Origin of the sequence: Clostridium akagii DSM 12554, from assembly GCF_000686725.1 — a bacterium.
Classification (GTDB): Bacteria; Bacillota; Clostridia; order Clostridiales; family Clostridiaceae; genus Clostridium_I; species Clostridium_I akagii.
The window spans coordinates 140,740-162,109 of sequence record NZ_KK366007.1; the positions used below are offsets into that span (position 1 = coordinate 140,740).

A 21,370-nucleotide genomic window follows, 5' to 3' on the forward strand; every position below is an offset into this window, starting at 1 on the left:
GGTTATATATGCCTAATGAGGAGTTTCTAAACCATGCTACTAATGCATCTGATTACAATAAAATATTTAAAACAGGAAGTAGTAAGAAAAAAATAATAAAAAATCTGGATAGAAGTTATAAAATTATTATTAAGGGGTATGAGTACATTGATGACGAAATGAAATATAAAAGAGATGTAATACCCGTAGCAGAATGGTTAATGGATAACATATATTTAATTGAAAAAGAGTATAAAGATATAAAACATAATATGACCAAAGACTTTTATAAAAATATACCTATTGTAGAAAAAGGTACTTTTAAAGGTTATCCACGAATATATGATATTGCCCAGGAAATAATATGCAAATCAGAAAATAAAATAGATAAAAAAACAATAATACAATTTATTGCTGAATATCAAAATCAATTTATATTAACAGATAATGAGCTTTGGGTACTTCCTAAAATGCTTAGAATATCTTTAATACAGAGTATAAGTGATATTACAGAAAAAATTGTATATGCTCAAATTGAAAAACGTAAAGCGGATTTAATTGGGGATAAAATCATTAATACAGTAAATGAAGGCACAGATGACTCTAAATTAAATGCTATTCTATCAGAGGATATAAAGTTTACGCCTCATTTCAGCGAGAGACTTTTAAAGATACTTAGGGATAATGCTATAGATAATGAGCAAATATATTCATGGATAGATAATAAACTTGATGAAGTATCAAGTAATACAAGTAAAATTATTTCACTTGAGCATCAGATGCAATCAAATTTAAAACTTTTAATGGGAAGTTGTATTAACTCAATAAGAGAGGTGGAAGCTTTAACATGGAGAGAGTGTTTTGAAAAATTGAGCTATGTGGAGCGAGTATTAAGAGAAGACCCAGCTAAAATATATGAAAAAATGGATTTTGCATCAAGGGATTATTATAGACATAATATTGAAAAAATAGCAAAATACATGAAAATATCTGAAGCGTATGTAGCTAAAATGGCCATCCAATGTGCAGAGCAAGCGGAAGTGGATGATAACAAAGAATATAAGAAACATGTTGGTTACTATATTGTTGACAAAGGGATCCTTTGTCTTAAGAAAAAAATAAATTTTAAAGAAAAGGGTATTCATATTTTAACTATACCATTTAAAAATCATAAAATTTTTTGGTACATATTCACAAATATACTGGGAACGTTAGCTTTGATGGGAATTATTATAAGTATCAGCCTAGCAAGTGATAAAAATATTGTAATTTGGAAATATGTTATTGCAGGGATTGCAGTTATTTTGCCATGTAGTGAAATAGTTAATTCAGTACTGAATTGGAGTGTAAATCATCTTACTGATACTAGATTTATACCAAAGATTGAATTATACAATGGTATACCAGAAGAAGCTAGAACAATGGTAGTAATTCCAGCAATTATTAGTGATGCGAAAAAGGCTGAGGAACTTATAAATAAGCTTGAAGTTTACTACTTGTCCAATAAGGAGAAAAATCTATGTTTTGCTGTGATTGGAGATTTTAAAGATAGTAAAAATGAGAAGGAATTACCTAATGATGATGATATTAATTCAGCCGCTTTAAAGCTAATAAAAAAATTAAATGAAAAATATAAGGGGGAAGATGGAGAGATCTTTTATTTTTTCAATAGATATAGGATATATAATGAAAAGGAAAATATGTGGCTTGGATGGGAAAGAAAAAGAGGTAAACTCATGGAATTTAATTCTATGATAAAAGGTAATGAAAATACTAGTTTTAATGTGGTAAGTGGCGATATAAAAAGGCTACAGGATATAAAGTATATAATAACATTAGATTCGGATACTAAATTGCCTATGGATGCAGCTAAAAAGCTTATTGGTGCTATGAGCCACATATTAAATGAGGCAAAGATAGAGAATGGAAAGGTAACAAGAGGATATGGTATTATGCAACCTAGGGTATGCATAAGTACTGTGAAATCCAATAAAACATTTTATTCGAAAATATTTTCTGGAGAGACAGGGATAGACACATATAGTATGGCTGTATCAGATGTATATCAAGATTTATTTGGTGAAGGAATTTACACTGGTAAAGGCATCTATGATATAGATGTCTTTGAAAACATTGTTCAAGGTAAAATAAAGGAAAATACGGTGCTAAGTCATGATCTTTTAGAAGGGGCATTAGGACGATGTGCACTAATATCAGATGTGGAATTCATTGATGGTTATCCAGCTTATTATAATGCAAGTAGCAAAAGACTTCATAGATGGGTTAGGGGAGACTGGCAACTTATACCATATATAAGTAGCAAATTAGGAGTGAATGCTTTATCCCGATGGAAAATGGTAGATAATTTAAGAAGAAGCCTTTTGGCGCCTTCTATAATGGCTTTGATAATAATATCACTTACAATTGTGCCAGATGGATTTGAAAAATGGCTTAGTTTAGCGTTCATAGCATTAATTTTTCCTTGGCTTTTTGATGTTTCAGAAGTCGTGGCATCACCGATGAGAGGAATAAGTTTAACTGGTAAAATGAATAATAATAAAAATTTAATACTACAGATATTTTTGATTTTTAGTTTTCTAGCATTTAATGCTTGTTTAATGATTGGAGCTATATTAACAACGCTATATAGACTTATTTTCACTAAGAGAAACCTGTTAAAATGGCAGACCGCAGAAGAAGTGGAAATGAGTAGCGGGAAAAAGATCATAGATTATATAGAGTTTATGTGGCAGGGGAGTATATTAAGTTTGTTTATTGGAACATTAGCATTTGGAAGAGGAATAGAAATAGGTCTCGTTATGCTTCCATCATGTATGTTATGGTTTTTTAGCCCAGCTATTGCATTTTTAATAAGTAGAGATAGAAAAGAAGTTATAATGCAACTTTCGGATAAAGAACGAAATTTAATTAGAAGAATAAGTAGAAAAACTTTTGCGTATTTTGAAGATTTTATTAATGAAGAGGAAAACTTTTTAGCACCGGATAATTATCAAGAAAATCCACCTGTTGGCGTGGCACATAGAACATCCCCAACTAATATGGGCATGGGGATAACTTCTAATCTTGTAGGATATGATCTTGGATATACAAGTTTAGATGAATTGATATGGAAACTTGATAAGATAATAGGGAGTATGGAATCTCTAGAAAAACTTAATGGACATTTTTATAATTGGTACGATACAAAAACAAAACAGCCTTTAAACCCAAAATATATTTCAACAGTAGATAGTGGGAATCTGCTGGGCTATATTTGGCTCACTGAGGAAGCTTTAGATGATTATATGTCAAAGCCACTAATAAGTGGCATATATAGAGAAGGAATTTGTGATACTTTAAGAATTGCAAATGAGGAAATAGAGAGGGAACTTTCTATTAAAAACTATTATAATGATTCCATTACTCTTATTGAAGCTTCAAAACTTGAAGCTAGTGAATTGAAAAAGACTTTTAAAGATGTAAAGGATAAGTGTGACAAGCTGGAAAAAAACAGTAGGAACATAGTGCTTTATTGGAATTCAAAAGCTAAACATCAGCTTGAAAAGAGGCTGGAAGAATTGGAGAGGCTTTTTCCTTGGGCAGAAGTTGCCAATAATAGGGCAGAGATGATAAATGATAAGGCGGAAAAGATAAAAGATTTATCATATAAAATACCATTTAACAATATACAAGAAGAAATCGACAGGATAATAAGCACAATTAAAATTAGTGATGATGCTTTCGGTGAGGATACAAAATGGATTAATAATTTAAAGGATATGCTTAGTAGTAGCAAAACTGAGATCCAGAAGGTTAGAGATAAAATAAATAGTATAAAAACTAGGCTTAAAAACATGTCGGAACAAATGAACTTTAAGATGTTATATGAAAAAAGTAGGCAACTATTTTCAATTGGATATGATGTAGATAAAGGAATTTTAACAAATTGTTATTATGATTTGTTAGCATCTGAATCAAGACAGGCAAGTTTTATTGCGATTGCCAGTGGTGAGGTGGAGCAAACTCATTGGTTTAAGCTTGGTAGAGCTATGACATTTATGGGCAAAGGTAAGGGGCTGGTTTCATGGAGTGGCACAATGTTTGAATATTTCATGCCACTACTTATTATGAAAAACTACCCTGACACTCTTCTCAATGAGACATATAAAAGCGTAATTAACGGGCAAAAAAAATATGCAAGGAGTAGAGGCATACCTTGCTGGGGAATTTCTGAATCTGCATTTTATAGCTTTGATGTGGCAAAAAATTACAAATATAAAGCTTTTGGGGTACCTGGAATAGGGTTAAAACGGGGCCTTGTGGATGAACTAGTAATATCGCCATACTCTACAATTTTAGCAATGCAGGAGCAGTTAAGCGGAGGGCTGGCGAATTTAAAGAGACTAATTTCACAAGGACTTGAGGGAAATTATGGATTATATGAAGCCATTGATTATACCATGGATAGGATGCCTAAAGGAGTTAAAAGTGAGATTGTACGATGCTTTATGGTACATCACCAAGGAATGTGTCTTATGGCAATTGACAACATACTTAATAGCTATATACTTCAAAATAGATTTCATGCTATACCAAAAGTAAAGTCAGCCGAATTGCTTTTGCAGGAAAGAGTACCTAAGGTGGTTACTTATGATAGAGAACAGTCTTTTGAAGTACCTCAGCCTAATGATGAAAGAGCAAATTTTATAGTAAGGCGTTATAATCAGAATACTGAAATGCCAGAAACACATTTATTGTCCAACGGTGATTACTCTATTATGATTACAAATAGTGGCAGTGGTTATGGAAAGTTCAAAGATATGTTCGCCTACAGATGGAGAGAAGACGTAACACTAGATGATAGTGGATTATTTTTCTATATTAAGGATCTAAGCACAAAAATGGTTTGGAGTGCAACATATGAACCTTGTAAAACAGCGGGGGAAGCATATGAAGCCATATTTGCTTTGGATAAAGTGGAATTTAAGAGAAAGGATAATAACATTGAAACTCATACTGAAATTGCTGTATCAAATGAAGATAACACAGAGGTAAGAAGAATTGTAATTAAAAACGGAAGTAATATGGAAAAATTAATTGAGGTTACTAGCTACTGTGAGGTAACTTTGGCGCCTATGAATGCGGATGAAGTTCATCCTGCCTTCAGCAATTTGTTTATAAGAACTGAATTTTTAAAAGAACCTATGTGCATATTGGCCAATAGACGACCTAGGGCTAAAAATCAGAAAAAACCTTGGATTATGCAAACTATGGTAGTGGATGGCATAACAATTGGAGATGTTCAATATGAAACTAGCAGGGTAAATTTTATAGGAAGAGGTGGAAATATAAATTATCCTTTGGCTATAAAAAATAATAATGATCTTAAAAACGTTGTAGGAGATGTACTAGACCCAGTGATATCTATAAGGAGGCGAATAAAGATAAAATCTGGAGGTAATTGCATTATATCGTATATAAGTTCCATTACTGAATCAAAAGAGGAAGCCGTTAGCTTGGCTAAAAAATATAGTGAACTACAAAATGTAAAGAGAGTATTTAGTCTAGCGTGGAGTCAAAGTCAAGTTGAACTAAATTACTTAGGCATAAAACCAAACCAAGCTAATCTATATCAATGTATGGCATCAAAGATTATTTTCATTAATACTATGGTGAGAGATAGAGAAGAATATATCAAAGGTGTAAATAAGTCTCAAAAAGAGCTATGGCCCTACGGTATATCAGGAGATTTGCCAATACTATTATTGTTAGTTAGGGGTGAAGAAGATATTGGACTTGTAAAGCAAGTATTGAATGCACATGAATACTGGTCAATAAAAGGTTTAAAAGTTGATCTAGTAATTATTAACATGGAAGATAGTAATTACTTGCAGAACCTAACCAATTCTTTGAGTGATGTAATTAACTCAGGACATTCTAAAGATAAAGAGAATAAATCCGGTGGAGTTTTCTTACTAGGAAAGTCAATTATAAGTGAAGAAAATATAAGATTTCTCATTGGTATAGCTAGATTTATTATAGATTCAGCTAAAGGGCTTTTAGTAAAGCAAGTAAAAAACAGCATAAAGCTTAACTATGATGTGCCTACGTTAAACCAAAAACATAGGGAATATGAAGAAAAGGACTATAATTTCCCGGAGAGAAAGTTGAAATATTATAATGGATATGGCGGATTTGACATAGCTACAAACGAATATGTAATTAGACTTAGAGATAATGAAAATACACCAGCACCTTGGATTAATGTGATTTCAAATGAGAATTTTGGATTTCATGTTTCAGAACTTGGAAGTGCGTATACGTGGTGTGAAAATAGTAGGGAAAATAAATTATCAACTTGGTCAAATGATTATGTCAGTGATAAATTAGGAGAAGCACTTTATATCAGAGATGAAGAGACAAGAGATGTATGGAGTATTTCACCTAAACCTATAAGAGATGCGGGCGACTATATTATCGAACATGGTAGAGGATACTCTAATTTTAAGCACGTGGCTTTTGGAATAATAGGTGAAACAACAATGTTTGTGCCAATGGACGAAAAAGTTAAAATTATTAGAGTTAAACTAAAAAATATATCCAATATTAGAAGAAAATTGTCTTTGACATATTATATTCAACTAGTACTAGGTGTAGTTCCAAGAGATACAGCTTTGCATACAGTAACCTTTTTACAAAAGAAAGGTGAATTTATATATGCTCAAAATCCATACAGTGGAAATTTCGGTAGAAGTTTTGCTTATCTTAAAATAATAGGAGGTAATGAAGAGAGTTTTGCTGGTGACAGGAAGGAGTTTATAGGAAGAGGCGGAAGTATGGAAAGTCCATTTGTAATTACAAAAGAAAGGCTTTCAAATAACGTTGGTGCTGGATTAGATCCATGTATGGCAGAAAACACCAAGGTGAGTTTGGAACAAAATGAAGAAAAAACGGTTAATATAGTTTTTGGCCAAGATGAAAGCCTTGAAAAAATAGAAAGTATTATAGATAAATATTCAAAGACTCGGAGTACTACAGTTGAACTGGAAAATACGAAAAAATATTGGTCCGATCTACTTGGAAAGATAAAGGTTAAAACACCTGATGAAAGTATGGATATAATGTTAAATGGATGGTTAATGTATCAAACTATTGCATGTAGATTATGGTCAAGAACTGCATTTTATCAATCAGGTGGTGCATATGGGTTTAGGGATCAACTTCAGGATGTAATGCCATTGTGTTTTCTGAAACCTGAGATGACAAGGAAGCAGATACTTTTAAGTGCATCTAGACAATTTTTGGAAGGCGATGTTCAGCATTGGTGGCATCCAATAGTTGACAGTGGCATAAGAACTAGATTTTCAGATGATTTGTTATGGCTACCATACGTAACTAGTGATTATATTAAAAATACTGGAGATTACAGTATTCTTGATGAACAGGTCTTTTACATTGAAGATGCGCCTCTAAAAGATGGAGAAGATGAAAGATATAATGTGTCACCAAAATCAGATAAGTCAGGCACACTATATGAGCATTGTATGAAAGCATTAGAGAAAGGCTTGAAATTTGGTAGCCACAATATACCTCTAATGGGAAGTGGAGACTGGAATGATGGTATGAGTACTGTAGGAAACAAGGGCAAAGGTGAAAGTGTATGGCTTGGATGGTTTTTATATAGTATACTCAATGACTTTAAAGATATATGCAAATTCAAAAAAGATAAATATAGAAGTGAAAGGTATTCCCATTTGTGTGATTTTGTTAGAGAAAATATAGAAAAAAATGCTTGGGATGGCGCATGGTATAAAAGAGCATACTTTGATGATGGCACACCACTAGGTTCATCACAAAATGATGAGTGTAAAATAGATTCACTTTCTCAATCTTGGTCAGTTATATCTAAAGCTGGAGATATTAAACATACTAAGATTGCAATGAATTATTTGGAAAAATATCTTGTTAAAGAAAATAATAAAATGGTGTTATTGTTAACACCACCGTTCAATAATTCTCAGCTTGAGCCTGGATATATAAAAGGTTATATTCCCGGGGTGAGAGAAAACGGAGGACAATATACACATGCAGCAACTTGGGTGATTCTTGCTATGGTAAGACTTGGTGAAAAGGATAAAGCGTGGAAAATTTTTAATATGATAAATCCTGTAAATCATGCTACGACTAAGGAGGAAAGTGACATATATAAGGTGGAACCTTATGTTATGGCAGCAGATGTATATTCACAACAAGCAAACGTTGGTAGAGGAGGTTGGACTTGGTATACAGGTGCTGCAGGTTGGATGTATAGAGTTGGAATTGAAGGTATACTGGGATTAACTCTTTTTAGTGGTGAAGGATTTAAAATACATCCATGTGTACCTAAAGAATGGAATGAATACGAGATAAATTATACTCATGAAAAATGTAAATATAATATTAAAGTAACAAGAGGCGAGAAAAAAACAGTGAATGTTGATGGGAAACCTATTAGCACAGGAGTTATACCATTCTTTGAGAGTGGTGAGCACGATGTTCTTGTCATCATGTAAAGGTGACAAGTTGCAAGTTAAGGAGGATTTTTCTGCTGGGGCAGAAAAATCGGGAATGTAGGAAGATTTGTAGACAAATCTTCCTACATTCCTATTTTATTACAAGAAATTTTGATGTGTTTGCTCAACTTGCTTTAGTTGGAACTTTCAAGGTGAATTTTTCTGGTTTAGATTTTAGGCATCTTCAAAGAAATAACAAGCCAGTATGCTAGTCTATTTTGCGTCATACTGCGTCCACATAACCCTTAGATAGCAACACTATCTGCGGGACATGTCTCCTTGTCTGACACAAAATATCCGTCGCATCTTTGACGTGTTATTAAATAACAAATAAGGAGCATTGCAATAAATGCAGAGATTCCATTTGCAAAACCAAGACCAACATATCCAAATTTATTGATTGCAACACCACCAACAATAACTCCCATGGTAGTTCCCATATACATAAAAGAACTATTTAAACTCATTACAGTTCCACGTAATGATGGTACAAGTTCACTTACTATTGAATTAAGAGAAGATAATGATGCACCTCCACTAAGTAACCATAGAAAAATACAAACCATTGCAAAAATGAGATTAGAAGAAGTATATGGTAATAAAATAAGAGATACTGCTAAAATTGTTAATCCTATAATAACTACACGTCCTTTACCAAAAGCATCTCCCAAGAATCCACCTGAAAGGTTTCCTACTAAATTACCAAAACCAACTACAACAATAACAGTACCTATTGTACTAACGCTCATATTAAATGAATTAGAAAGCCATGCTCCTAAGAAAGAATACATTCCAAAACTTGCAAACATCATGAAGAAAGTAACAAGTAATCCAGCCACAGCCCTTTTATTTGTTAAAACAAGCTTTAAAGAATGACTAAGCTCTGAAGAAGCAGCCTTAGCAACTGGTGCAGTAGTATTTTCAATTACGGGCAAGGCAAAGATTACTAATAAAGTAACGATTACTCCTAAAATGCCAAGAGCGTAGAAAGAAAAACGCCATCCAGCAGCACCAGCTACAAAAGCACCAAATGGAACTCCAAGAATTTGGCTGATTGAAAGTGCTGCTGCTACAATTCCAATAACATGACCACGTTTTTTAAAAGGAACAAGGTCCCCTATTATTGCCCAAACCTGTGGTGAAGTTGCTGCGGCAATACCAGATAAAACACGAAAGAAAAATAAGGACCAGAAACTCCAAGCGCAGCCACACAAAAATGTAGATATGGTAAAGGCAAGTATTCCCCATTTAAGCATTACTTTTCTTCCCACTTTATCGGATAAAGGTCCAAAAGCAAAACCACAAATTGCATAAGGAAGGGAATATGCAATTACTAAAAGCCCCACCTCTGATACTGTAACATTAAAACTTTTACTTAATGTTGGTATTAGTGGAGAAACTAAGAAAGTATCAGAACCAATTAAAAAGATAATCATAAATAAAATAAAAACAATTCCATTTAAATTTTTCACATTTTTCTCGTTATTCATAGCAAAATACAATCCTTCCAACATCCTTCTTTTATTTGTTTAATTGAATTTACTTCATATATGAAGTAAATTATCAAAAGAAAAACCTCATTTATTTTTAAGGTTCCCTTCTATCTTTTTAAGTAAACTATTTAAAGTTTCTTGTTCAGCATCACTTAATACACCATACATATCTAGCAAAAAGCTTTGGTATGTAACTTCCATAGTATTTCTAACATCAAGTCCTTTTTCAGTTAGTGAAACCATAGTTTGGCGCATATCAGTAGAGTTCTTAAAAGTTACTACTAGCTTCTGTTTTTCCATTCTTCTAATTATTGTTGTCATATTACTCGCAGCACATTTTACCTTGTCTTTTAATTCCGACATGGTAATAGAACTTTCAGGTGGTATATTCCTAAGAACTCCAAACTGAACTCCTGTAGCATCACAACCTGATGTTGAGTCAGCAAAGTGGTTAACTGAAACATCATTTATATGACGAACTTTCATGTAAATATTTCGTAATAATTCTTTTGACATATGTTTACTCCTAAATCATTTCATATATGAACTATATTTATAATAAAACTTATTCTATATTTTGTCAATACTATTGTAAATGAATTAAGTTAATATAAAGAAACTTCATTATGTTATTTTATTTTAATAGAGATTTTTCTGCGGCGGCAGAGAAGTCTCTATTAATTTGTCACTTGTCTGGTTCATCTTTAGTTTCGTCATAGGTATAATCAAATTCCTGCCAAGCAATATTATTGCAAGCAATAGGGTCCTTTACTGGATCAGGAAGCTCTGTGTAGTCACTTTTGGAGTATGCTTTTATTTTTTTTGTTTTTTCTTCCATATAGCCTCTTTCTCTTGGTAAATAAGGTTTTTTAGACATTGATGTATTCTCCTTTCAAATATCAGACATAATAATAGTTAGTAGTTTGTCTGTATTAAATAGTATTCCAAATAAAAATTAAATTATGTTTAAATTATTTGTCAAAGTACTTAACCTATGTATGATAAGTGATATAATATAGTAAGAACCAAATATAAATTTAATGGAGGCGATTATATTATGACAGAATTAAATCAAATTTATAAATGTCCAATATGCGGTAACATAGTTGAAATTGTAGGAAAAGCAGGCGGAACTTTAGTGTGTTGTGGAAAACCAATGCTTTTATTGGAAGCAAATTCTGTAGATGCAGCCGTTGAAAAACATGTACCTGTAGTTGAGAAAAAAGGTTCAGAAGTATTTGTAAAGGTTGGAGAAGTTCAGCATCCAATGACTGAAGAACATTATATCCAATGGATAGAAGTTATTACAGCTAACAAGGTATATAAAAAATTCTTAAAGCCAAATGAAAAACCAGAAGCAACTTTTATTATAGATGAAGATATAGTTTTAGTAAGAGAATATTGTAATCTTCACGGATTGTGGAAAAAATAATTATTGACAAAAAACATATATAATATTATATTAACTGTATAGTAAACACAATTGAGTTTGATGATGAAATGTAAGTAAACTTAAAAACAGATTTTAAGAGAGCTGTGTATGGTGTAATGCAGCAATTATGATTAAGTTGAATGGATTTCTGAGATTTGGGAAGAAAATTAGTATTCCTAGACGTTTCCTTGCGTTATAAGGATTTTTAAATGAGGGAAAACTAAGTTTTCTAAAATTAGGTGGTACCGCGTATATTTCGCCCTGAACAAGGTTAAGACTTTGTTCGGGGCTTTTAATTTTTTTGTAGGAGTGATTAATTTGGAAGAAACAGGTAAAAAAGTTATATTTAGTGGAATACAGCCTTCAGGTAATTTAACAATAGGTAATTATTTGGGTGCATTAAAAAACTGGGTGAAACTCCAAGATGAATATGATTGTTACTATTGTGTAGTAGACTTACATGCAATTACTGCAAGACAGGAACCAAAGGATTTAAGAAGGAGAACTTTAGAAATACTTGCAATTTATTTAGCAGCAGGACTTGATCCAGAAAAAAACACTATGTTTATACAATCACATGTATCTGCCCATACAGAAGCCGCTTGGCTTTTAAACTGTAATACTTATGTTGGAGAACTAAGTAGAATGACTCAATATAAAACCAAGTCGAGTAAATTTGGTAATGATACTTCTATAAGCGCAGGACTACTGAATTATCCAGTGCTAATGGCATCAGATATACTTTTATATCAAACGGATCTAGTGCCTGTAGGACTAGATCAAAAGCAACATTTAGAACTGACTAGGAATATAGCAGAAAGATTTAATAATGCCTATAGCCCAACATTTAAAATTCCAGAACCATATATACCAAAAGAAGGTTCAAAGATTATGGACCTTCAGGAACCATTAAAAAAAATGTCAAAGTCCTCAGAGAATCCCAATAGTTTTATTCTACTTATGGACCCTCCAGAAGTTATAAAAAAGAAGATTTCAAGAGCTGTAACTGATAGCATTGGAATAGTTAAATATTCAGACGAACAACCTGGTGTTAAAAATTTAATGAATATTCTAAATACGTTAACAGGAGAAAGTTTTGATTGCATAGAGAAAAAATATGCAGGAAAAGGGTATGCTGAATTTAAAGAAGATGTTGCAACTGCAATTATAAATGAATTTGAGCCTATACAAAATAAGGTAGAGATGATTTTAGCAGATAAAACCAATTTAGAAAAAATATATAAAGCTGGAGCAGAAAAAGCAAACTATATTGCAAATAAGACCCTAAGAAAGATGCAGAAAAAAATCGGGTTTATTCCAGTGTCTAAATAGAAACAGTGACAAGTTGCAAGCCAGTTGAGGATATTTTGCTGGAGCAAAGTAAGGATAATATAAAAAACAGCCAACCCAATATTAACATATTCGGTTGGCTGTTTTTCGTCAGAAAAAAATGTAAACAATTGGTGACTTGAAACTTGTCCCTATAAAACACGGGATTTTATAAAGATCTACTTCAGTTCACGGATTGAATTGCTAATCTAATATAAACTTATTTATTGCATAGGCTACGCCATCTTCATCATTGCTTTTTGTAACAAAATTAGCAACTTCCTTTAATTCATCAGTAGCATTTTCCATTGCAATGCCTAGACCCGCATAATCAACCATGTGTTTATCATTTTCTTGATCACCAATGCATATAACATCATCCATGGATATTCCTAGCTTTTGGGCAAGAATTCTAATACTAACGCCTTTGTTAACTTTTTTATTAATAAATTCTAAAAAATATGGAGCACTTTTAACTATTGTATATTTATCATAAAGTTCTTTTGGAAGTTTTGCGATAGCCCTGTCCAAAATATCTTCCTCGTCAATAAACATTATTTTAATAATAGGTGTATTTCTAGGAAGTTTATTGAAATCTGTTACCTTTATTGGAATAGAATTTAATTCAGCTTCAAATAAAGTATATTTACTTGTCTTTGGGGTTATGCAATCATTATTTGTATATGCATGTATGTTAACTCCTAAATCTTTGCTAAGTGAATATAGTCTATCAATGTCATCGGTAGACAATATAATTTCAGATATTATATCTTCATTTTTTGTGCTTTGAGCAACTGAACCATTATAAGTAATAGCATAATCGCCTTCTTCTAATAGGTTTAATTGTTTAAGATATTTTTTTATTCCTTTAATAGGTCTTCCAGTAGCTAAAACAATTTTTACACCTTTTGCTTTTGCTTTTTGAATGGCTTCTAAGTTTGCTTTTGAAATGGTTTTGTCACTACTTAGAAGAGTACCATCCATATCAAGAGCTATTAATTTGTACATGTTTTGTCCTCCAATCGTGTTATATAAATGAATTTGTTAATATTATAACATAACATATTTAAAATCGCAGAATTATTCAATTATGGTTTGTTGAAAAATTCTGTAAAAATGATATAATTAAAGTTGTTTTGCTTTTTTAGGTATGTGTTTGTGCACACCTTTTAAATATTAGTCATAGTTTTACTTCATATGTATAATTGAGGAGGAAACCCAATGTAGATAAAGCTAAAATGTTATAAAATGCGCTTGTTACAGCGTAATTCATAAAAATATGAAGAGCTAAAGGAGGGGAGAGTTACTTATAAACAGGTAATAATATAAATCTTGAGTGTATAAGGTTTAATAAGTTTTAAGTGACTACGATTAAGTGGATAATTATATAAATGAAATAGAGAAAAGAAGAACTTTTGCAATAATATCTCACCCAGATGCAGGAAAAACCACATTGACGGAAAAATTGCTTCTATACGGAGGTGCCATAAGGATGGCGGGATCTGTAAAGGCAAGAAGAGCCTCAAAGCATGCCGTATCTGATTGGATGGATATAGAAAAACAAAGAGGTATTTCAGTTACGTCTTCAGTTATGCAATTTGCATATGAAGGATATTGCGTTAATATATTGGATACTCCTGGACATGAAGATTTTAGTGAAGATACTTATAGAACATTAACTGCAGCAGATAGTGCGGTAATGGTAGTGGATGCAGCCAAGGGAATAGAAGCTCAAACAAGAAAACTATTTAACGTTTGTAGTCTTCGAAATATTCCTATATTTACATTCATAAATAAGATGGATAGAGAAAGTAGAGATCCATTTCAACTTATGCAACAGTTAGAGGATGAACTTGGTATAAAGTGTTATCCTGTGAATTGGCCAATAGGATCAGGTAAAGAATTTAAAGGTGTTTATGAAAGAGATAAAAAGAAAATACAAGTATTTGACGGTGGAAAGCACGGACAATTTGAAGTAGAAACCATTGAAGGAAACGTTGAAGACAGCATATTTAGAGATTTATTAGGGGACGATCTTCATGATAAACTTGTTGAAGATATAGAACTTTTAGATGGTGCAGGAAATGAATTCGATTTAGAAAAAATCAGAAGTGGAGAGCTTACACCAGTATTTTTTGGTAGTGCGTTAACCAATTTTGGTGTAAAACCATTTCTAGAGGAATTTTTAAAACTTACGCCAATGCCTCTTTCAAGAAATTCCGATAAAGGGGAAATAGATGTATTAAGCAAGGATTTCTCGGCTTTTATATTTAAAATCCAAGCAAATATGGATAAGGCACATAGAGATAGAATTGCATTTATGCGCATTTGTTCCGGTGAGTTTAAAAAAGGTATGGAAGTTTATCATGTGCAAAATGGAACTAAAGTTAAACTAACTCAACCACAACAATTTTTGGCTCAAGAAAGAGAAATAGTTGATAAGGCTTATGCTGGAGACATTATTGGAGTTTTTGATCCAGGTATATTTAGTATAGGGGATACACTTTGCGAGAGCAGTGACAAATTTAAGTTTGAAGGAATACCAACATTTGCACCAGAACATTTTGCTAGAGTTAGAACAGTGGATACAATGAAGAGGAAACAATTTATTAAGGGAATAACACAAATAGCGCAAGAAGGTGCTATCCAGGTATTTAAACAAATTGATATTGGTGTAGAGGAGTTAATACTAGGTGTTGTTGGAGTACTACAATTTGAAGTTTTAGAATATAGGCTTAAAAATGAATATAATGTAGATATAAGAATGGATATATTAGCTTTTAGAAATATAAGATGGGTAGAAAATGCTGATATTGATCCTAAAACTTTAGTTTTAACATCGGATACAAAGATTGTTAAAGATTTGGATGACAGGACATTACTTCTTTTTCAAACTGATTGGGCTATAAACTGGGCGCTTCAGCACAATAAGGGACTAGTACTATCTGATATTTCTAAGAAATAGAATCATAAAAATAGTTAAGAGAAAATGATATCTTTTTACTGAAGCAGAAAAATAGATAAAATGGGAGTAGGTAACTTTGTGTATACAAAACTACCTACTCCCATTTTTATTTTATTATGTATTAAGTCATCATGAAAAAAACAACAAGTAAGTATTGTGTTAGTTTTTATGCTCATAACCACTGCACAATTAAAGCATAGTCTAAAATTAAGATTCTTTAGATATAGAATTTTTCAAAAGAAAAGAATTTTTATTTCTGTAAAAGAACCTGCCATATTTTAGTAAACGTTTATCCAATTTTGATATTAAAAAATCAACTATTTTTACTGTGAGGTAAGCAAGTAACATTCCTGCGAATATATCAAGTACCCAATGTACCTCAAGATAAAGTGTAGAATAAATTACACTTAGACAGAAGAAACCCCAAACCCATTTGAAGATAACATCTTTCTCCCTGAGTACAAGTAAAAACATAGCAAAGGAAATTGACGTATGCATCGATGGAAAACAATTTAATGTCCAACCGGCAGCAGCAGCTCCTGTTAAATGTCTGTCTAGACCATCTGGTTGGCTTAATACATACCAAACCTCTTGCAAATGGAAGGTTACGTAAAATGGACTAATTAGAAGTATTTGGAGTACATGAGCTGAAAGAAGGTATCTTATCATTTTTTTAATATCCTTGCATATTGCGGACCTGTATATTGGAATAATAGCAGTGACTACAAAACCATTGTTATAAACAAGTCTCATAAACCAAGTTAAAGTTTGGCTTTTATAAATACGTGCAAAAGCTCCATCATTAAATGGAATTTTTCTGAATATAGGATTTAAGTCAATTACGGATATTTTTTTAGTTGCTTCTACATGTAAAATGTTCCCCCAAATTGTGTAACCGTATTTCTGTATGTAAGTAAGAAAGAAAGCAAATGGTATTATCAATATAACAAAGGTAAGCCATTTTATGTCTTTTCTACGATCAGGGTAAGCAGTGGCGGCAGCAAACCAATAAAGTGAAGCTACAATTTTTTCGCCCATTCCTGCAGAACTTAAATATATAGGTAATACGCAAGTAAAAAGTATTATACCAAGTAAAATGGTGTAATTATCGTCTAAAAACTCCAAAGTTTTTATTAATGTAGTTTTTAAGTTAACATTTTTAAGCGTTTCCATTTGAAAACCTCCTTTAAATAACAGATTAAATTATAACACAAAATTAACCTAAACTTAATATTATATTGCAAAATAAATGTAGTATGATATAATAAACTAAACAGTCAGTTAATAAGATAGGGTGAAAAATATGAAAGATAAGGAAAAAGTATGTTTAACCCAATCAAGGATTATTGAAGCTGCAACAGAAATCTTTTCTGAAAAGGGCTTTGATGGAGCCAGGGTTGATGAAATTGCATTAAGGGCAAAGGTTAATAAGGCAATGCTTTATTATTATTTTGAGAGCAAGGAAAAACTGCTGGAAGAAATAGTAAAAAGATATGTAAATGAGTCAATTGAATTAAAAAAATCTATCTTTAAAGATGTGGATGTACATGATGAAGCTCAACTAGATATAGTTATAAATAAAATGTTTCATTTCATGGAAAATAAAAAGGATATATTGCGTATTATATTAGTAGAATCATTAAAGTCAGAAGATCGGGATGTTCCAATGTTTGATTCACTGCTTGGATCTTTTGAGCTTAAAATTAAAGGATTTAAAGATAGTGGCGTGGAATTAAGCAAAGAGGATGAAATGGGTATTTTAATCGATTCATTTTTTTATAACGCAGTTTCATGGACTTTTTTTGTCACATTAGGAGATCGGTGGGCGAAATTTTATGGTTTTGACAAACAAGAAGTAAGAAAAAAATATAAAGAAATATTTTTACAACATAGGTATGTTTATTTAAGGCATATACAAAAAGATAAGTAGCCTTGTATGTCTAAGAGGATTGAAAGATATAGAATCCTTTTTTTTTGAGGCTGTTAACTAAACAGTTAGTTATACCAAAGTTTGTAATAATTCATCAAACTCTGATTTTAATAATATTATTAACTAAACAGTTAGTTTTTAGAAAGGATGTGTAAAATGAAAAAAAGTCAAGATAGATATATGTGGCTTGCATTAGGTGTTGTTATTGTAGGAACATTTATGTCAATATTGGACTCTAGTATTGTAAATGTTGCAATTCCTAAAATGATGACTGTTTTTGGTGCATCAACAGATCAAATTGAATGGGTAGTAACTGGATACATGTTAACAATGAGTATTATTATCCCCCTTACCGGTTACTTAGGAGATAGGTTTGGATTAAAAAAGCTTTATATTATTGCATTGTCTATTTTTACAGTTGGTTCGGCACTTTGTGGCTTAGCTACAAGTACTGAAACTATGATTGCGGCCAGAGTTGTTCAGGCTATTGGTGGAGGAATGATAATGCCTGTAGGTATGTCAATGATTTATCAACTTGTACCTCTAGAAAAAACTGGACTAGCACTTGGAATTTGGGGTATAGCGGCTATGGCAGCACCAGCCATAGGACCAACGTTAAGTGGTTATATTGTTCAGAATATGGATTGGAGACTAATCTTTACAATTAACATTCCAGTAGGAATCATAGGCGTCACCCTGGCAGTTATAATGCTAAAGGAAACAGAACTAAAAAAAGGGAAAAAATTTGACTATTTAGGGGCCATTACTTCAGCTTTAGGGCTATTTACATTACTTCTTGGTTTAAGCCAGGGAAACTCAAAAGGTTGGAGTTCAGGATACGAACTTATTCTATTTATAACAGCAGTGTTATCACTTTCTGCTTTTGTGTTTATTGAGCTAAATGTAAAGGAACCACTTTTAGATTTAACTGTATTAAAGATATTTCCATTTACATTAAGTTTATTAATATCAATAATAACAACTATAGGTATGTATGGAGCGCTATTTTTACTTCCAATTTATATTCAGAATGTTAGAGGATATTCTCCTATGCAGTCAGGAATGATATCATTACCATCAGCTATAATAACTGGAATAATGATGCCTATTAGCGGCAGAATATTCGATAAATATGGAGCTAAATGGATAACTATAATTGGCACTATTATATTAGCCTCTGCATCCTTTGCTCTGAGTAAATTGAGTTTAGATACTGCTTATGTAAGTATTGTGATAATTATGATGTTTAGAGGACTTGGTATGGGAATGGCAATGATGCCAGCACAAACATCAGGTATGAATTCGGTACCCAAAAATCTTACTAGTAGGGCAACGGCATTAAATAGTACTGTACGGCAGATTAGTGGCTCTATAGGAATTGCGCTGTTAACTACGGTACTTCAAAAAAGAGAATCTTTCCATGCTGTTAGATATGCAGAAAATATTAATTTAAACTCACCTGCAGTAATTAAAGCCCAAAATGCCTTTGCAGGTATAGCTATGCAACATGGATTAAGTCAAGGAGATACTAAAACAGCATTTTTAACTCAGATTTACAGCAGTTTGATGAAAGCCGTAGCAATTGCAGGAATAAACGACGCACTATTAGTTTCTACTTTAATTTGTCTTGCAGGAGTACCATTAGCATTTTTTATAAAAGATAATAAAAAGAAAAAGAAAAATGAAATTGAAATAGATGATTTAATTGCATAAATAAATTAACACAGGAGGATCACATGGAAAGTAAAAAAACATCAAAGAGAAAAATATTTTTTATTGTAGTTTTAGTAATTGTAATAGGACTCGGTATATTTGGATATAATTGGTACTATGAAAATACAAATTTTGTTTCAACAGATGATGCACAGGTAAGTGGCGATATAATAAATGCTAGTCCAAAAGTGTCTGGAAAAATTGTAAGTGAAAATGTTAAAGAAGGCGACAAGGTAAAAAAAGGAGATATATTGTTTAGCATTGAGCCAGACCAGGTACAAGCACAATTAAATCAGGCTGGGGCAGGTCTCGACACTGCAAAAGCACAACTTACAAAATTAGAAGGTGGAGCAAGAAGTCAGGAAATATCAGGAGCACAAGCAACTGTTGACCAAGCAAGCGCTTCATATGGTGGTGCACAGACGAGCAAGGATAATTTAACTACAAATTTAAATAATCTGCAATCACAATATAATACATTGATTTCACAAATGTCAGCTTTTAAAAATCCAGCTAATGGAAACTATGAAGCAAGTTATGCACTTTCACAATTGGATGCTGCGCGAAAAGCTAATGGAATAACAGAAGCTCAGTACACTGTAAAAGCAGAGTCCATAGAACAATTATTTTCTGCAAAGCAACAATTAGAAAATCAGATATCTGTTTTGCAAGGACAAATAAATGCTAATAATTCGCAAATCTCAGCGGCAAAAGCAGGTATAGATGCTGCTAATAGTAAGTTAAGTCTTACAAATGCAGGGGCATCAGATAAAGATATAGCTATAGCTGAAGATCAAGTAAAATCAGCTCAAGCAAGCTATGATTTAGTTAAATTGAATTTGGATAATACTAAGGTAAAGGCTCCAATTGATGGTACTATTGTGCAGATTAACTCACATGTTGGTGATACGGTTTCAATAGGACAGGGAATAATGTCATTAGTTGATTTTTCAAAGCTTCAGGTAACGGCATATGTTTTAGAGAGTGATGTTGAAAAGATAAAATTAAATGAAAATGTTAAATTAAGTGTAGACTCATTTAAAGGAACAAGTTTTCAAGGAAAAGTTCAAAGCATTGGTCTTGCAACTTCATCTGTGTTTAGTTTATTTAGCACATCAAATAATTCAGGAAATTACACAAAGGTAAGCCAGCGTGTACCGGTGAAATTAAGTTTAGAATCAGGGAATGATAACATTATTCCTGGAATGTCTGTAACTGCAAAAATACAGATAAAATAATAAATCAGAATCTTTGACTTGTTATTTTACTAAAGATGACTAATTAAAAAATCCACTGTACTTTAAATTATAGTACGGTGGATTTTTTATAATATGTATTGACAAAACAGACTGATTGGTCTATTATCAAATTAAGGAAGTTAAAATTATAAAAGGGGATATAAAAAATGCCTAAAAATACAAAGGGTGAGCAATCGAAAAACAAACTTATTGAATGTGCAGCTGAATTATTTATGCAAAAAGGATATAATGCCACTGGAATCAGTGATATTCTGGCAGGTACAGGACTTCCTAAAGGATCATTTTATTTTCATTTTCCCAGTAAAAAAGATTTAGCAGTGAAGGTTTCAATTTATTATGAAAATAAAATTGGTGTGTGGATATTAAATACGGCAAAGGGAAGAGTGTGGGAAGATTTTATAGAAGTATTAATTGGACAAATGATTGAAGAGGCTGAGGGTGAAAATTTTTTTGGATGTCCATTTGCCGTTCTAGGACTTGAAATTGCATTTTCTGAACCGGATATCGCAGAATATTATTCAAAATCCATGAAGAAATTAATAGATATATTCACATCGGTTTTAGAGTATTCTAGAGTTCCTGCAATTAACGCTTCTGCCATTGCAAATCGTGCTTTTGCTATATATGAAGGCTATTTATTATATTTCAGAGTAAGTAAAGATATAAATGTATTAAGGATGATGCTAACAGATCTTATAAGTATAAATAAAAGTTAATA

13 protein-coding genes and 1 other annotated feature are annotated in these 21,370 nt (G+C 32.1%); of the genes, 8 read left to right on the forward strand and 5 right to left on the reverse strand.

Features of this window, described 5'->3' with window-relative positions; genetic code table 11:
* The first annotated feature begins 8 nt into the window (after positions 1-8).
* Entirely contained in the window at positions 9-8,531 is an 8,523-nt protein-coding gene (locus BR66_RS24120) for a GH36-type glycosyl hydrolase domain-containing protein (protein ID WP_156946310.1), read from the forward strand.
* 245 nt (positions 8,532-8,776) lie between these two features.
* On the opposite strand, the gene BR66_RS24125 is transcribed toward BR66_RS24120, so the two are convergent.
* The 3 genes from BR66_RS24125 to BR66_RS0116215 form a co-directional block, all read right to left on the reverse strand.
* On the reverse strand, positions 8,777-10,021 hold the full coding sequence (locus tag BR66_RS24125) for an MFS transporter (protein ID WP_051624298.1): 1,245 nt from the start codon (positions 10,019-10,021) through the stop codon (positions 8,777-8,779).
* A gap of 87 nt (positions 10,022-10,108) precedes the next feature.
* Positions 10,109-10,540, reverse strand: coding sequence for a MarR family winged helix-turn-helix transcriptional regulator (locus tag BR66_RS0116210; RefSeq protein ID WP_026883828.1), 432 nt, complete (start codon positions 10,538-10,540; stop codon positions 10,109-10,111).
* Between the two features lie 169 nt (positions 10,541-10,709).
* Positions 10,710-10,901, reverse strand: coding sequence for a hypothetical protein (locus BR66_RS0116215; RefSeq protein ID WP_026883829.1), 192 nt, complete (start codon positions 10,899-10,901; stop codon positions 10,710-10,712).
* A 180-nt stretch (positions 10,902-11,081) separates the two neighbouring features.
* Here BR66_RS0116215 and BR66_RS0116220 point away from each other — a divergent pair, with 180 nt between their 5' ends.
* A complete protein-coding gene (locus BR66_RS0116220) occupies positions 11,082-11,456 on the forward strand; it encodes a desulfoferrodoxin (RefSeq protein ID WP_026883830.1) in 375 nt (124 codons plus the stop codon).
* A 51-nt stretch (positions 11,457-11,507) separates the two neighbouring features.
* Positions 11,508-11,723 (forward strand) — a binding site (T-box leader).
* A gap of 51 nt (positions 11,724-11,774) precedes the next feature.
* On the forward strand, positions 11,775-12,788 hold the full coding sequence (gene trpS, locus BR66_RS0116225; RefSeq protein WP_026883831.1) for a tryptophan--tRNA ligase: 1,014 nt from the start codon (positions 11,775-11,777) through the stop codon (positions 12,786-12,788).
* A 201-nt stretch (positions 12,789-12,989) separates the two neighbouring features.
* Here the strand turns inward: trpS and yidA are convergent, their stop codons facing one another.
* Complete coding sequence (gene yidA, locus BR66_RS0116230; RefSeq protein ID WP_026883832.1) at positions 12,990-13,793, reverse strand: sugar-phosphatase; 804 nt, start codon at positions 13,791-13,793, stop codon at positions 12,990-12,992.
* A gap of 367 nt (positions 13,794-14,160) precedes the next feature.
* Between yidA and BR66_RS0116235 the strand changes: the two genes are divergently transcribed.
* Positions 14,161-15,750: a peptide chain release factor 3 gene (locus BR66_RS0116235; RefSeq protein ID WP_026883833.1), complete on the forward strand. Its 1,590-nt coding sequence runs from the start codon at positions 14,161-14,163 to the stop codon at positions 15,748-15,750.
* A gap of 207 nt (positions 15,751-15,957) precedes the next feature.
* On the opposite strand, the gene BR66_RS0116240 is transcribed toward BR66_RS0116235, so the two are convergent.
* Positions 15,958-16,923: a phosphatase PAP2 family protein gene (locus BR66_RS0116240; RefSeq protein ID WP_026883834.1), complete on the reverse strand. Its 966-nt coding sequence runs from the start codon at positions 16,921-16,923 to the stop codon at positions 15,958-15,960.
* 130 nt (positions 16,924-17,053) lie between these two features.
* Between BR66_RS0116240 and BR66_RS0116245 the strand changes: the two genes are divergently transcribed.
* The 4 genes from BR66_RS0116245 to BR66_RS0116260 all read left to right on the forward strand — a co-directional run bounded on the left by BR66_RS0116245 (position 17,054) and on the right by BR66_RS0116260 (position 21,368).
* Complete coding sequence (locus BR66_RS0116245) at positions 17,054-17,680, forward strand: TetR/AcrR family transcriptional regulator (protein ID WP_026883835.1); 627 nt, start codon at positions 17,054-17,056, stop codon at positions 17,678-17,680.
* Positions 17,681-17,836: 156 nt separating this feature from the next.
* Entirely contained in the window at positions 17,837-19,393 is a 1,557-nt protein-coding gene (locus BR66_RS24130; protein ID WP_035796470.1) for a DHA2 family efflux MFS transporter permease subunit, read from the forward strand.
* A gap of 23 nt (positions 19,394-19,416) precedes the next feature.
* Entirely contained in the window at positions 19,417-20,631 is a 1,215-nt protein-coding gene (locus tag BR66_RS0116255; RefSeq protein WP_026883836.1) for an HlyD family secretion protein, read from the forward strand.
* Positions 20,632-20,798: 167 nt separating this feature from the next.
* The gene (locus tag BR66_RS0116260) at positions 20,799-21,368 is read left to right on the forward strand and encodes a TetR/AcrR family transcriptional regulator (RefSeq protein ID WP_026883837.1); all 570 of its coding nucleotides are present in this window, start codon (positions 20,799-20,801) and stop codon (positions 21,366-21,368) included.
* Positions 21,369-21,370 lie beyond the last annotated feature (2 nt).

Coding starts and splice junctions, on each gene's coding strand:
- BR66_RS24120 (WP_156946310.1), top strand. CDS start 9: ATGCCTAATGAGGAGTTTCTAAACCATGCTACTAATGCATCTGATTAC.
- BR66_RS24125 (WP_051624298.1), bottom strand. CDS start 10,021: ATGAATAACGAGAAAAATGTGAAAAATTTAAATGGAATTGTTTTTATT.
- BR66_RS0116210 (WP_026883828.1), bottom strand. CDS start 10,540: ATGTCAAAAGAATTATTACGAAATATTTACATGAAAGTTCGTCATATA.
- BR66_RS0116215 (WP_026883829.1), bottom strand. CDS start 10,901: ATGTCTAAAAAACCTTATTTACCAAGAGAAAGAGGCTATATGGAAGAA.
- BR66_RS0116220 (WP_026883830.1), top strand. CDS start 11,082: ATGACAGAATTAAATCAAATTTATAAATGTCCAATATGCGGTAACATA.
- yidA (WP_026883832.1), bottom strand. CDS start 13,793: ATGTACAAATTAATAGCTCTTGATATGGATGGTACTCTTCTAAGTAGT.
- BR66_RS0116240 (WP_026883834.1), bottom strand. CDS start 16,923: ATGGAAACGCTTAAAAATGTTAACTTAAAAACTACATTAATAAAAACT.
- BR66_RS0116245 (WP_026883835.1), top strand. CDS start 17,054: ATGAAAGATAAGGAAAAAGTATGTTTAACCCAATCAAGGATTATTGAA.
- BR66_RS24130 (WP_035796470.1), top strand. CDS start 17,837: ATGAAAAAAAGTCAAGATAGATATATGTGGCTTGCATTAGGTGTTGTT.
- BR66_RS0116255 (WP_026883836.1), top strand. CDS start 19,417: ATGGAAAGTAAAAAAACATCAAAGAGAAAAATATTTTTTATTGTAGTT.
- BR66_RS0116260 (WP_026883837.1), top strand. CDS start 20,799: ATGCCTAAAAATACAAAGGGTGAGCAATCGAAAAACAAACTTATTGAA.